Origin of the sequence: Corynebacterium tardum (assembly GCF_046717785.1) — a bacterium.
In the GTDB taxonomy this organism is placed as follows: Bacteria; Actinomycetota; Actinomycetes; order Mycobacteriales; family Mycobacteriaceae; genus Corynebacterium.
In genome coordinates, this window is the sequence record NZ_CP177104.1 from 628,332 (window position 1) to 640,574 (window position 12,243).

The window sequence follows — 12,243 nt, forward strand, 5'->3', positions numbered from 1 at the left end:
CAGGCAAACCCAGCCGTCGACAAGCCCGCCGCACCCAAGGGCATCGGCGCCATGGCCGGCGCCATGTTCCTCATGGCCACCTCCGCCATCGGCCCCGGCTTCCTTACCCAGACCTCCGTCTTTACTGTGCAGATGGGCGCGGCCTTCGCGTTCGCCATTGCGTTGTCGATCATCGTGGACATTGCCATCCAGCTCAACGTCTGGCGCGTGCTGGCCATCTCTGGCATGCGTGCCAACGAGCTGGGCAATACCGTGCTGCCGGGACTGGGCTGGTTCCTCGCCGTGCTCGTCTTCATCGGCGGCATCGTCTTTAATATCGGCAACATTGCCGGCACCGGCCTGGGCGTCAATGCCATGCTGGGCATCGACGCTCGCCTGGGCGGCATCATCGCCGCCGCCATCGCCGTGCTGGTCTTCCTGTCCAAGCGTGCAGGCGTGGCGCTGGACCGCATCGTCGCGGGCCTGGGTGCCATCATGATTCTGCTCATGCTCTACGTGGCCATTGTCTCCCAGCCCCCGGTGGGCGAGGCCCTGAAGAACACCGTCATGCCGGAGTCCGTGGACTTCTTCGTCATCACCACGCTTATCGGCGGCACCGTGGGCGGCTACATCACCTTCGCCGGCGCGCACCGCCTCATTGACTCGGGCCTGTCCGGCCCGGAGAATGTCGGCGCAATTACCAAGACCTCGGTGCTGGGCATCATCGTCACCGGCATCATGCGCGTACTCCTCTTCCTGGCGGTCCTGGGCGTCGTCGCCACCGGCGTGGCCCTGTCTGAGGACAACACGGCTGCCGACGCCTTCTACAACGCCGCCGGCGAGTTCGGCCTCCGCGCCTTCGGCGTGGTCCTCTTCGCCGCGGGCCTGTCCTCCGTCATCGGCGCCTCGTATACGTCGATCAGCTTCGTCACCACGCAGAAGACCAGCCCGCGCACCCGCAACCTCCTTACCGTGGGGTTCATCGTGGTGTGCACGGTTCTCTTCGCGCTGCTCAACTCCGCCCCGCAGAAGCTGCTCATCTTTGCCGGCGCCTTCAATGGCATCATTCTGCCCATCGCCTTTGCCATGGTCATGTGGGTGGCTTTCCGCCGCCGCGACCTCACGCACGGCGTGAAGCAGCCGATGTGGCTGCTCATTCTGGGCGTGCTGGCCCTGGGGCTGGAAATTATTGTCGGCGTTAAGTCGATTTCTGGAATCGTCAACCTGTGGGCATGATGCGTACCCCGGAAGAAGTTCGCGCCTTTGCCCGCACGCACGCTATGGCCACGACTGCGGGCCATGCGCGCGGCTTCATGCAGGCCAACCTCATCGCCCTGCCGCGCGAGTACGCCTTCGACTTCCTGCTCTTTGCCCAGCGCAATCCCAAGCCCTGTCCTATCGTCGGGGTGCTGGAAGTCGGCGAGTACACCTCTGACCTCATCCCGGGCGGGGACGTGCGCACGGATATCCCGGCCTACAACATCTATGAGGACGGCCAGCTCACGCATACGCTTGTCGACGCCACCCCCTTCTACTCCCCAGACACCATTTCCTTCCTCATCGGTTGTTCTTTTACCTTTGAGAACGCACTGCTGGATAACGGCATCCCGCTCGCCCACATTGACCAAGGCCGCAACGTGCCGATGTATCGCACCACCATCGCCACGACGCCCGCTGGAGTCTTCTCTGGTCCGATGGTGGTGTCCATGCGCCCCATTCCCGCGAGCCAAGTGTCCGATGCCGTGCGCATCACCTCCCGCTATCCGGCCGTCCACGGCGCGCCCGTCCACGTGGGTGACCCAGCCGCCATCGGCATCGAGGACCTATCTCAGCCCGACTTCGGTGACGCCATCGACATCCCCGCGGGCAGCATCCCCGTCTTCTGGGCGTGCGGCGTGACCCCACAAGCCATCGTCATGAACTCGCGGCCCCGCCTGGCCATTACGCACGCCCCGGGCAAGATGCTGGTCACGGACATCCCGGACCGCGAGTTCCTTATTCCGTGATTACTCCTTGCCTCATTTCCGGCACCTCCGCTCATGGCTTCACTCATAAGGCATTAGTCACAAGGTTCGCCTGGGGGTAAACGAACCATCGTTAAACATGCAGAAGGTTCATATGGGGGGCAAGGAAACCTTGTGACTCAAGCCTTCTGACTCGAACCTTATGTGGTACGTCGGTGAAACCGCACGCCAGGGCCCGGTGAAGTTAGAGGACGCGGAGGATGGCGTTCATCGCGCGCATGAGGTCGGCGCGGGAGGCGTCGGCCGCGGCATCCCGCTCGCCGCGGGCGATGAGCTGGGCCAAGTCGATGTTGGACTGCACGTGGTCGTCGTGGATCTGCGGGTAGCGCTCCATCGTGAGCAGGAACGTCACGCGCATGCGGGCCAGCAGGTGGGACATCGTGCGGTCCAGGGTGGCAGAGCCCAGTCCCGCGACGAGCTGCCGGTGGAATTGTTGGTTGAGGAGGGGGCGGGGAGCGCCGGAAAGCGCGGCGGATTCGGTGAGGTGGATGAGCTCGCTGGGATCCGGGAAGGTCCCATAGCGCGCGGCGGCCGGCTCGATGGCGGCGCGGGCCAGGTAGAGATCGCGCACGAAGTCCTCGTCCGGTGTCGCAATAAAGACGCCGCGGTGGGGCAGGCGCTCAACAATGCGCTCCGCGGCCAGCATGGCGAAGGACTCCCGCAGGGTGTTGCGGGAGCAGTCGAAGCGCTCGGCTGCGCGGACCTCGCTGAGCTGCTGGCCGGGCATGTACTCGCCCTCGGAGATAGCGGCGCGCAGAGCGGACGCGACGGAATCAGCAAGCATCGTGGCTTAGCTGACGGTGGCGATGACCGCGCCCGGCTCGAGGCGGTCGCCTTCTGAGGCCACGAGGGAGACCTTGCCGGAGGTGGGGGCCTTGACGGCGGATTCCATCTTCATGGCCTCGATGGTGGCGATGGCCTGGCCTTCTTCGACGGTTTCGCCGTCGGCCACGTTCCACGCCACGAGGTTGGCCTCGTAGGGGCAAGTCACCTCGTTCTCACCGGTGCCGCCGCTTGTCTGCGCTCCTGCCGCCTGCGCCGCCGGCGCACCCGCCGCGAGGAGTTCAGCAGGAAAGCCCACGCTGACGAGTTTGCCGTCGATTTCCAGGGCCACGCGGGTGCGCTTGGCGTAGATGGTCTCGACCGGGGCGACGTGGCTCGTGGCCTCGGCGGACGGGCGGTAGTTGTGGTCCAGCCAGTCGGTGTAGATGCCGGCGGTGGCTTCAGGATCGCCGTGGTCCACCAGAACCTGGGAGTCCACCATGTCGCGGTGGAAGGGCAGCACGGTGCGCACGCCGTCGATGTCGAACTCCTGGAGAGCCTGCTTCGCGCGGCCCAACGCAATCTCGCGGGTAGGTCCCCAGACCAGGAGCTTGGCCACCAGCGAGTCGTAGTAGGGCGGGACGATGGAGCCGGAGCGCACGCCGGCGTCCACGCGGATGCCGGGGCCCGTCGGCGGCTCGAAGCGCACGACGGTGCCCGGGCAGGGGGCAAAGCCGTTGAGGATGTCCTCGGCGTTGATACGGAACTCAAAGGCGTGGCCGTTCGACTCGGGGTCCGGCGCCGTTGCGCCGGACGCGAAAGACAGCGGCTCGCCGGCGGCGATGCGGAACTGCTCCGCAATGATGTCCACGCCCGTGACCATTTCGGTCACCGGGTGCTCCACCTGGACACGGGTGTTGACCTCGAGGAAGGAGATGGTGCCGTCCTCGGAGACGATGTACTCAACGGTGCCGGCGCCGGTGTAGCCCACCTTGGCGCAGATGGCGCGGGCGCCTTCGTGGATGCCGTGGCGCTGGTCGTCGGAAAGCGCGGGCGCCGGTGCTTCCTCGATGAGCTTCTGGAAGCGGCGCTGGGTGGAGCAATCGCGGGTGCCCAGGACGGCGACGTTGCCGTGCGTATCGGCCAGAATCTGCGCCTCGACGTGGCGCGGGTGGGTGAGGAACTTCTCCACGTAGCACTCCGCGCGGCCGAAGGCCTCCTTGGCCTCGCGGCCAGCGGAGTTGAAGGCCGCCTCGATGTCCTCGAGGTTTTCGACGACCTTGAGGCCGCGTCCACCGCCGCCGTACGCGGCCTTAATGGCGATGGGCAGGCCGTGCTCCTCGGCGAAGGCGCGGGCCTCCTGCCAGTCATCGATGGGATCGGAGGTACCGGGGGCCAGGGGCGCGCCGACCTCCTCGGCCACGCGGCGTGCGGCAATCTTGTCACCGAGTAGCTCGATGGATTCCGGCGACGGGCCGATCCACGTCAGGCCCGCCTCAGCCACGGTGCGGGCAAAGCCGGCGTTCTCGGAGAGAAAGCCGTAGCCCGGGTGGATGGCGTCCGCGCCGGCGCGCACGGCGATATCGAGGAGTGCTGGAACGTTCATGTAGGTATCCGCCGCGGAGTTGCCGGGCAGCGCGTAGGCCTCGTCGGCCACCTGGGTGTGCAGGGCGCCGGCATCGGCCTCCGAGTAGATAGCGATGGAGCGAATACCCAGGTCGCGGGCGGTGCGGGCGATACGGACGGCGATCTCGCCGCGGTTAGCAATAAGGACTGCAGAAATCATGATTATCCTTCAGAGTGTTTAAGCGAGTTCAAAGCGGACCGTGGCCCCCGAGGGGAGCTGCGCGGCAATGTCGATGTCTTCTTCGAGGACGGTAGCGATGACCGGATAGCCGCCGGTTACGGCGTGGTCCCGGAGGAAAATGACGGGCTCGCCGCTGGGCGGTACCTGGACCGAGCCAGCCACCATGCCCTCTGAGGGAAGCTCTCCCTCCCGGGAGCGCTCCAGGCCCTCGGAATCCTCCGGGCCCACAAGCCGCACGCCCACGCGGTTGGACTGCGGGGTGACGGTCCACTCTGTGGTAAGGAAGGCATTGATGCTGTCCGGGGTGAACCAGTCATCGCGGGGGCCGAGCACACAGCGCAGCACGCCCTGGGTCTGGCCGTGGCGGCCCTGGCTCACGCGCAGCGGGTTGGCCAGCTGGCCGTCGGTCATGGCGGTGGAGCGGGGCAGAACGCCGATGACGTCGCCCTGCTGCACCGGCGAGGGGCCCAGCCCGGAGAGGACGTCCGTGGAGGCGGACCTCAGCTCGGCGTCCGCGACGATGCCGCCGCGGATGGCAATGTAGTTGCGCAGGCCAATCTGCGCCGGCTCCACCGTCACCGTGGACCCGGCCGTCACCAGCACCGGGCGGGCCAGGTGGACCGGCATGTCTCCCAGCAGCACGCGGGACTGGGCGCCGGTGACGCACATGACGGCGTCGGTCAGCGCGCGCAGCGTGATGCCGCCGATGTTTTCTAGCACCGTCGCCCCGCGCGGGTTGCCCACCGCCACGTTTGCGGTGGCCGCTGCCGCCAGGTCCGCCGCGCCCGAGGGGGTCACGCCCAGGTTGCCGCGGCCGGGGCGGCCCTGGTCCTGGAAGAGGGTGAGCAGGCCGGCGTCGAGGACCTCCATGCGCGGCAGGCGCGCCGGGGTACGGCGGGCCTCGAGGTTGGTGGACACGAAGTCCGGCAGGGAGTTCACGGCACGGTAGCGCACGCGGTCGCCCGGCTGGACCAGTGCGGGCGGCTGGGCGTCGGACTCCCACATCGGGGTTGTGGTGGTGCCTAGCAGCTGCCAGCCGCCGGGGGACACGCGCGGGTAGACCGCGGAGAACCCGCCGGCGATGCCCACCGCGCCCGCCGGGACCGCGGTGCGGGGAGTGGCGCGGCGCTCAATGTTGAAGTTCTGGGCCGGGTCCGCCGGGGTGCAATAGGTAAAGCCCGGGGCGAAGCCGCCAAAGGCCGCGAGCCATTCGGTGGAGGTGTGCCAGTCAATGAGCCCCTCGCGGGACATGCCCATGAGTTCTGCGGCTTCCTCGAGATCTTCGCCGTTGTACAGCACGTCGATCTCCACCAGGCGCGGGTCGTCGCCAGCCTGGGCGCTGGGGTGGAAATCCTCCAAGCGCTCCGCGGCCGCGGCAGCGGAGTTCGGCGTGGCGAACGTCAGGAGCAGGGTCGTGGCGGCGGCGATGGCGTCGACCTGGTCCTTGAGCGGGTGGGCGTCCAGCGCGGAGTGCCACGCCATGACCTGGGACAAATCCTCCAGCTCAATGAGCAGCGCGCGGGTGCCTACGGGGTGAATGCGCATTAGATGACGCTCCGAATCTCGATGCCGCGGGCCTTGAGCTCTTTCACCACGCCGCGCAGCAGGGCCACCGCGCCGGGGGAGTCGCCGTGCGTGCACACCGACTGGGCGTCCACGTTGAGCACGGTGCCGTCGAGGGCGGTGATGGCGCCGGTTTCGGCGACGTCGAGCACGCGCTTGACGACGTCTCCCTCATCCCCCATCACCGCATTCGCCTCCCGGCGAGAGACGAGCGTGCCATCGGGGTTGTAGTTGCGGTCCGCGAAGGCCTCGCGGATGACGGTGAGCCCCTTCTTCTCCGCGATGTCCACGGCCACGCCGCCCGGCAGCAGCATGACCGGCAGGTCGCCGAAGGCCTTGATGCCGTCGATGACGGCGTGGGCTTGGGCCGCGTGATGGACGATGGCGTTATACATCGCGCCGTGCGGCTTGACGTAGGCCACCTGCGTGCCGTTGGCCTGGGCCAGGGCCTGGAGGGCACCGATTTGGTACGTGACTTCGTCGGCCAGCTCGGCAGGCGCGTAGTCGATGAAGCGGCGGCCGAAGGCGGCGGGGTCGTTGTAGCCCACGTGCGCGCCGACGGTCACGCCTGCCGCGGCCGCTGCCTGCAGCGTGCCGGCAATGGAGTGCGGATCGCCGGCGTGGAAGCCGGTGGCCACGTTGGCGGAGGACACCAGCTGCAGCATGGCGGCGTCGTCCGCCACGGGGTTGCCCGCGGTGGTCTCACCCAGGTCGGCGTTGAGGTCTATGCGTAGCGCGCTCACGGTCTCGTCCCCTTCAGGAAATTGTTGAACAATCTGGCGGGGTTTAGTGTAGCCCGCGTCACGTGGCTTTGTGAAGTGGGTCCACCCCCTATGGTTCGTGTGAGCGAACTGCCCTAGTGATGCTCGAGGCGCCCCGGCAACCCAGGTGGGTTAAATGCAACATACACAGATTCAAATATGAGACAATTCACATCACGTTAATTGTTTCAAGGAGAATTTATGATGTGGACAAGGGTGGGCGCAAGCCTTGCGGTAATGGGCACGGTGGCCGGACTGGCAGCATGCGGCAGTGATGGATCCAGCAGCGCCTCGGGCTCTGAATTCATCACCACCAACTCGACTGAGCCGCAAAAGCCGCTCATCCCTGCCGATACCAGCGACGTCCCAGGTGCGACGCTTATTGACCTCATCTACTCCGGGCTGGTCTACTTCGACGAAAACGGAGAGGTTCACAATGACCAAGCGGAGAAGATTGAGAAGACCGATGACGTGACCTACAAGGTGACGATCAAGGACGACGCGGTGTTTTCTGACGGCACGCCCGTGCGCGCGCAGGACTACGTCAACACGTGGAACAGCGCGGTACACAACAGCATGATCTCCGCCTACTTCTTCGAGCCCATAAAGGGCTATGAGGAGGGCGCGAAAACCATGGAGGGGCTTAGCGTCAATGATGACAAGACCTTCACCATCGAGCTGGCGGAGCCCACCGCGGACTTTGAAACGCGCCTGGGCTACTCGGTGTTCTTCCCTATGCAAGAGGCCGCTTTCGATGACCTGGATGCCTACGGTCAAAAGCCGGTGGGCAGTGGCCCTTACAAGCTGCAGGAATGGAACCACAACCAGAACGCGGTCCTGGTCCCCAATGAGAAGTACACCGGGGACCGCAAGGCGCAGAATGACGGCCTGAACTTCGTCTTCTACGCGGATGCCAGCGCGGCCTACGCGGACCTTCTCTCCGGGAACCTGGATGTGCTGGAGTCGATTCCATCCTCGGCCCTGGCCAACTTTGAGACCGACCTGGGGGAGCGGGCAGTCAACGAGCCCGCGGCCATCTTCCAGTCCATCACTATCCCGGAGGGGGATAAGAACTTCCACGGGGAGGCGGGCGCCCTGCGCCGCCAGGCGCTGTCCATGGCCATTGACCGCGAGGAGATTACGGAGACCATCTTCCAGGGCACGAATACGCCTGCGGTGGACTTTACCTCGCCCGTCGTCAACGACGGCGCGACGGACATTCCCGGCCACGAGGTGCTGGACTACAACCCGGAGAAGGCCCGGGAGCTGTGGGCGAAGGCGGAGAAGATGCAGCCCTTCGAGGGGCCGTTTACCGTGGCCTATAACTCCGACGGCAGCCACAAGGAGTGGGTCGACGCGGTGGTAAATTTCATCCGCAACACCCTCGACATTGACGCCCAGCCGGCGCCGTACCCGGATTTCAAGTCTCTGCGTGACGAGGTGACGGGCAAGACGATTACCGGCGCGTTCCGTACCGGGTGGCAGTCGGTGTATCCGTCGCCGTCGAGCTTCCTGGAGCCGCTGTACGCGACGGGTGCCGCGACTAACGACGCCGCTTATGCCAACCCCGAGTTCGATTCGCTTCTGAAGAAGGCTGCTGCTGCGCCCAACGACGACGAATCGGTGGCGAAGGTCAACGAGGCTCAGGCAGTGCTCATGGAAGATCTCCCTGCAATTCCGCTGTGGTACACCAATTCCACCGGTGGCTACTCCGAGCGCGTGGATAACGTGACCTTCACGTGGAAGTCGAAGCCGCTGTATTACAAGGTCACGCTGAAGTAGAACGCGGCAAGCAGCAGAAAACGACAACAGCGCTCCTTGCCCCACAACCGGGGCAAGGAGCGCTGTTGTGCGTGTAAAGCGAACTCTTAGAAGAGCTGCTTGCGGCGGGCGACGACGGCGCCAGCTGCCAGCATGGCGGCGATAGCCAGTGCGGCGAGGCCGCGAGCCACGGTATTGGAGCCGGTCTCAGCGGAGATACCGCGGTTTGCTACCTGCGGCTCCTGGGCTGCGTCTGCAGCGCCCTGGCCCTGGGCAACCTTGCCGCCCTGGGCGATGACCTCATCGTGGTTGTCCTTGAGGAGCTGCTCGGACTCGGCCTTCTCTTCGGCGGACAGCTCAGACTTCTGGGCAGCCTCTTCGGACTTGACGTAGGTCTTGCCGTCCTTGGCCAGGTACCAGGTCACGCCACCGATGACGAGTGCGGCCGGCAGGGCCAGCCAGGCCAGCTGCTTCTTGTCGAACTCGGAGGTGGGCTCGCCGTTGAGCGGGTAGTCCACAGAAGACGGTGCGGTGGACTCGCCCGTGGAGGCCATGTCTACTTCCGGTGCGAGCACGCTGGTGGTGGTCGGAGCGGTCTCGGTCTCGGTGGTCTCCTCGCTAGCCGGTGCGTCAGCAGTCTCCTCGCCTGCCTGCTGCTCCTGGAGGCGCTCCCAGGCAGCCTGTGCCTGAGGGCCTGTCAGGGTGGTAGCGCCGAACTCGTTCGTGCTCTTGTACTTGCCGTCGGCCTGCTTCTGGTAGGTCACGCCATCGAGCTCGAACTCGGCCGGGGCCGGGATCTGTGCGGAGGCAACGGCGGTGCCGCCGAGTGCGAGTGCGCCGGACAGTGCGGCGGCGGTCAGGGTGCGGGTCATGCGCTTCATAGGGAAAACTCCTTGTAGTTCTGTGAGAGGAACGCGTCGACGCCAACCACACTAGTCCCAACTTTCACATTGGCCACAGAGGTTGGTGGGTGATTTTCACGATAAGTTCCAGTAATTCCTACTGGTAGACGTGGTAAGAGGCATAAGCTTGTATAGATAACAGCAGGTGTAGGGTGCTAAATGCGCGCGGAGGTGGACACCGTGTCCGCCGGCTTTAGAAAATCTCCCCGGGCAGGTTCGTGGCGGAAAGTTCACCCCCGCTTGGGGCTATAACATTGCTGTTCGCGGTGTGAAAGGGGGATGTGTGGGGAGCTACGAGGTCTGCTCGGGAGCGGTGGCCACACCATCGAATTGCCAGCCCACCACGGCATTGCGTACCGCGGTGGCAAGCAGGTTCGCCGGCTGGATGCAGCTGATGGTGAGCAGCCGGCCCGGCATCGGTCCCTCGCCCCAGATGCTCGTGTCTTGCTCCAGGCCGTCCTTGGACGGATCGTGCAGGTCCGTCGCGGTGTAGACCAGCCACTCATCGCCGGAGTTCTCCGTGCGCAGGTAGAGCTTGTCACCGATCGAGACCTTGTGTTCGTTTGCGCGGCCATCATAAAGATTGTTAAACACCGCCGGCACGCCCGCACCCGTGTGGCCGGCGATGACCACGATGTCTGGGGAGTCCGTTCCCGGCAGCGAATAGGGCTTGCCCTCGGCGGTATAGGTACAGGCCTCCCGCATGGAGTCAGGGTTGATCTTGTCGTCCTTGACCCGGCACGAGCCGTCCTCGAAGTTCGCGCGCACATCGATGGAGGGGATGGAGATCTCCACTGCAGGCGAGGGCTCGATGGCCGCCGCGGGTTCGGCGGCGACCTCCGTGGACGGTGGGGGAGTAGGAGCCTTTGGCCTGCCGCTGAGGCCGACGGCCGCGACGATGCCGAGGACCACAACTGCCAGGATGGCTGCGAGCGACAGTCCACGGCGGCGGGTCACCGTGCGCTGGGATGGCGTGCGGTGGGCTGGCTGAGTCGACGGGCGCGTGCGCTGCGGCCGGGGTGGCGCAGGACGCTGTGGGCTGGTGCGGCGCTGCGGGGCAGGCGCTTGCCGACGCCGCCCGGATCCCGCCCCCTGACGAGCGCGCTCGGCGCGAAGATCGATGCGGATTCCCTTTTCGGGCAAGCGGTAGCTATCGCGCTGCGCCGTATAACGAGAATCCATGGTGAACTCCTGAGACAAAGAATCCTTAAGAGAATTACAGTACTACTTGATTACTCGAGCTTCTCCGTTGCAGCCAGCTGGTAGCGCAGCGCGTAGGTGATAAGCCAGTGGGTGGACATAAAGTCGCCGTCGGTAAGCTGCGGCTCCGCGCTCGCTGCCAGTCGTGCCGCGTGCTCGTGCACGGAGTCACCGAAATGATCGGCAAGTTCTGTAAGCATCCACGCGCGCGAGAGCGCCAAGCCGAACAGGTGGGCCAGGCGGCCATCGGTGGGATCGCGGACCTCGGGCACCTGGCTAAGAAAGTCTAGCGTCGCGGCGTGGTCCGGGAGGAAGTCGTCGAGCCAGCGCTCAAAGTCTGTGCCTTCAGGCCCGCTCGGCAGCACGCGCGACATGAGGAGTGCCTCCGCCAGGCCATTGGACAGGAAGTCGTGGCCGGAGAGCTCCCAGTGGATGGGGTAATTGCGGTCGCTGCCAAACATCCGCAACGCCGCCGCGCGCACCGACTCTGCTAGGCCGGAATACTCCAGCTTCTCGGCCGCTTCCAGGAGGAGGAAGAGGTTGAAGGCGGTATTGGCGTGCATTCCGTGGCGAATGGGCTGGCTGAGCGTGGAGAGCCAGGACTGGCAGTGGCCGGCGCTCAGCTCTGCCAGCGCGAGCAGCGGCTCCGTCGGGCGGGCCGCGGCCAGCTGCATCAGCCAGGCGCGGCCATAGGGCATCTCGTAGCCCGGGTGAGCAGTGAGATAGTCCTGTTCCACCGCAAGGGCAGTGGGGCTCAGGCGCTGGCCCAGGACGGCGGTGAGGGCCGGTGGGACGTCGTCAAGCACTGCGTGAAGCAGCACTCCCGAGTACTGCATGTGGACGCTGGAGTGCCAATCGAAGCAGCCGTAGAAGCTGGGGTGGAGCTCACGCGGGCGCACGACGCAATCGGCGGCGGAGGAGCTGGTGTGGTGCATCGCGGCGGGAAACTCGCGCTCCAGCACGTCGACGATTGCCTCCGCCCAGGCGGGGAAAGCGTGGGCGAAAGGCTGAGGTGAGTCCGTGCGGTCCGTGTGATCCATGCAACTAGTATGTCAAAGCCGGCGGGCCCGTACGGTGGCTTTGCGGGCCTGAAGAGTTCTCAACGCTCTAAGCGCTCTAAGCGCGCAGTATCTTCTCCATGGCCTTGCCCTTGGCTAGCTCGTCAACAAGCTTGTCCATGTAGCGGATGTTTTGCATGAGCGGATTCTCGATGTCTTGCACCTTGTACCCGCACATGCTGCCGGTAATGAGTGAGCGGGACGGGTTCAGCGCCGGGGCTTGGGCGAAGAACCCCTCTAGGGTGACCTTGTCCTCGCGAACGCGGTTGAGCTCTTCTACTGAGTAGCCGGTTAGCCACGTGATGACTGCGTGGAGCTCATTAACGGTTCTGTCCTTGCGCTCGACCTTGGTGACGTAGTGCGGGTAAATATCAGCAAAAGGAACAGAGAAAATCCGGTGGGACATGGGACGCAGTATATTCGTGG

11 protein-coding genes are annotated in these 12,243 nt (G+C 65.3%); 3 read left to right on the top strand and 8 right to left on the bottom strand.

Translation table 11 applies throughout. The annotated features are described in order from the left end of the window. The first annotated feature begins 51 nt into the window (after positions 1 to 51). Both ACLI1P_RS03100 and ACLI1P_RS03105 read left to right on the top strand, forming a co-directional pair. Complete coding sequence (locus tag ACLI1P_RS03100; protein ID WP_296133589.1) at positions 52 to 1,215, top strand: NRAMP family divalent metal transporter; 1,164 nt, start codon at positions 52 to 54, stop codon at positions 1,213 to 1,215. Beyond that, positions 1,215 to 1,985: a putative hydro-lyase gene (locus ACLI1P_RS03105; protein ID WP_411709685.1), complete on the top strand. Its 771-nt coding sequence runs from the start codon at positions 1,215 to 1,217 to the stop codon at positions 1,983 to 1,985. The genes ACLI1P_RS03100 and ACLI1P_RS03105 overlap by 1 nt, the downstream gene beginning before the upstream one ends. A 202-nt stretch (positions 1,986 to 2,187) precedes the next feature. On the opposite strand, the gene ACLI1P_RS03110 is transcribed toward ACLI1P_RS03105, so the two are convergent. The 4 genes from ACLI1P_RS03110 to ACLI1P_RS03125 are packed head-to-tail and all read right to left on the bottom strand — an operon-like array spanning position 2,188 to position 6,878. Then, positions 2,188 to 2,787, bottom strand: coding sequence for a GntR family transcriptional regulator (locus ACLI1P_RS03110; RefSeq protein ID WP_408931920.1), 600 nt, complete (start codon positions 2,785 to 2,787; stop codon positions 2,188 to 2,190). Positions 2,788 to 2,793: 6 nt separating this feature from the next. Next, complete coding sequence (locus tag ACLI1P_RS03115; protein WP_411709388.1) at positions 2,794 to 4,551, bottom strand: acetyl/propionyl/methylcrotonyl-CoA carboxylase subunit alpha; 1,758 nt, start codon at positions 4,549 to 4,551, stop codon at positions 2,794 to 2,796. Positions 4,552 to 4,569: 18 nt separating this feature from the next. Further along, positions 4,570 to 6,117 (bottom strand): 5-oxoprolinase/urea amidolyase family protein, encoded by a 1,548-nt coding sequence (locus ACLI1P_RS03120; RefSeq protein WP_411709389.1) that lies wholly within the window; start codon positions 6,115 to 6,117, stop codon positions 4,570 to 4,572. After that, on the bottom strand, positions 6,117 to 6,878 hold the full coding sequence (locus ACLI1P_RS03125) for a 5-oxoprolinase subunit PxpA (protein ID WP_411709390.1): 762 nt from the start codon (positions 6,876 to 6,878) through the stop codon (positions 6,117 to 6,119). The genes ACLI1P_RS03120 and ACLI1P_RS03125 overlap by 1 nt, the downstream gene beginning before the upstream one ends. Positions 6,879 to 7,100: 222 nt before the next feature. On the opposite strand from ACLI1P_RS03125, the gene ACLI1P_RS03130 reads away from it, so the two are divergent. Further along, on the top strand, positions 7,101 to 8,678 hold the full coding sequence (locus ACLI1P_RS03130) for an ABC transporter substrate-binding protein (RefSeq protein WP_411709686.1): 1,578 nt from the start codon (positions 7,101 to 7,103) through the stop codon (positions 8,676 to 8,678). A gap of 86 nt (positions 8,679 to 8,764) precedes the next feature. On the opposite strand, the gene ACLI1P_RS03135 is transcribed toward ACLI1P_RS03130, so the two are convergent. The 4 genes from ACLI1P_RS03135 to ACLI1P_RS03150 all read right to left on the bottom strand — a co-directional run bounded on the left by ACLI1P_RS03135 (position 8,765) and on the right by ACLI1P_RS03150 (position 12,223). Continuing rightward, positions 8,765 to 9,538, bottom strand: coding sequence for a hypothetical protein (locus ACLI1P_RS03135; RefSeq protein ID WP_411709391.1), 774 nt, complete (start codon positions 9,536 to 9,538; stop codon positions 8,765 to 8,767). 312 nt (positions 9,539 to 9,850) lie between these two features. After that, positions 9,851 to 10,741: a hypothetical protein gene (locus ACLI1P_RS03140; RefSeq protein ID WP_411709392.1), complete on the bottom strand. Its 891-nt coding sequence runs from the start codon at positions 10,739 to 10,741 to the stop codon at positions 9,851 to 9,853. Positions 10,742 to 10,791: 50 nt separating this feature from the next. After that, the gene (locus ACLI1P_RS03145) at positions 10,792 to 11,799 is read right to left on the bottom strand and encodes a DUF2891 family protein (RefSeq protein WP_411709393.1); all 1,008 of its coding nucleotides are present in this window, start codon (positions 11,797 to 11,799) and stop codon (positions 10,792 to 10,794) included. Between the two features lie 76 nt (positions 11,800 to 11,875). Further along, positions 11,876 to 12,223: a DUF2200 domain-containing protein gene (locus ACLI1P_RS03150; RefSeq protein ID WP_408930176.1), complete on the bottom strand. Its 348-nt coding sequence runs from the start codon at positions 12,221 to 12,223 to the stop codon at positions 11,876 to 11,878. Positions 12,224 to 12,243: the final 20 nt, after the last annotated feature.

Bases quoted from the DNA above. Each gene is read 5' to 3' on its own strand.
- ACLI1P_RS03130 (WP_411709686.1), top strand. From the start codon at position 7,101: ATGTGGACAAGGGTGGGCGCAAGCCTTGCGGTAATGGGCACGGTGGCC.
- ACLI1P_RS03150 (WP_408930176.1), bottom strand. From the start codon at position 12,223: ATGTCCCACCGGATTTTCTCTGTTCCTTTTGCTGATATTTACCCGCAC.
- ACLI1P_RS03135 (WP_411709391.1), bottom strand. From the start codon at position 9,538: ATGAAGCGCATGACCCGCACCCTGACCGCCGCCGCACTGTCCGGCGCA.
- ACLI1P_RS03105 (WP_411709685.1), top strand. From the start codon at position 1,215: ATGCGTACCCCGGAAGAAGTTCGCGCCTTTGCCCGCACGCACGCTATG.
- ACLI1P_RS03120 (WP_411709389.1), bottom strand. From the start codon at position 6,117: ATGCGCATTCACCCCGTAGGCACCCGCGCGCTGCTCATTGAGCTGGAG.
- ACLI1P_RS03145 (WP_411709393.1), bottom strand. From the start codon at position 11,799: ATGGATCACACGGACCGCACGGACTCACCTCAGCCTTTCGCCCACGCT.
- ACLI1P_RS03140 (WP_411709392.1), bottom strand. From the start codon at position 10,741: ATGGATTCTCGTTATACGGCGCAGCGCGATAGCTACCGCTTGCCCGAA.
- ACLI1P_RS03115 (WP_411709388.1), bottom strand. From the start codon at position 4,551: ATGATTTCTGCAGTCCTTATTGCTAACCGCGGCGAGATCGCCGTCCGT.
- ACLI1P_RS03100 (WP_296133589.1), top strand. From the start codon at position 52: ATGGCCGGCGCCATGTTCCTCATGGCCACCTCCGCCATCGGCCCCGGC.
- ACLI1P_RS03110 (WP_408931920.1), bottom strand. From the start codon at position 2,787: ATGCTTGCTGATTCCGTCGCGTCCGCTCTGCGCGCCGCTATCTCCGAG.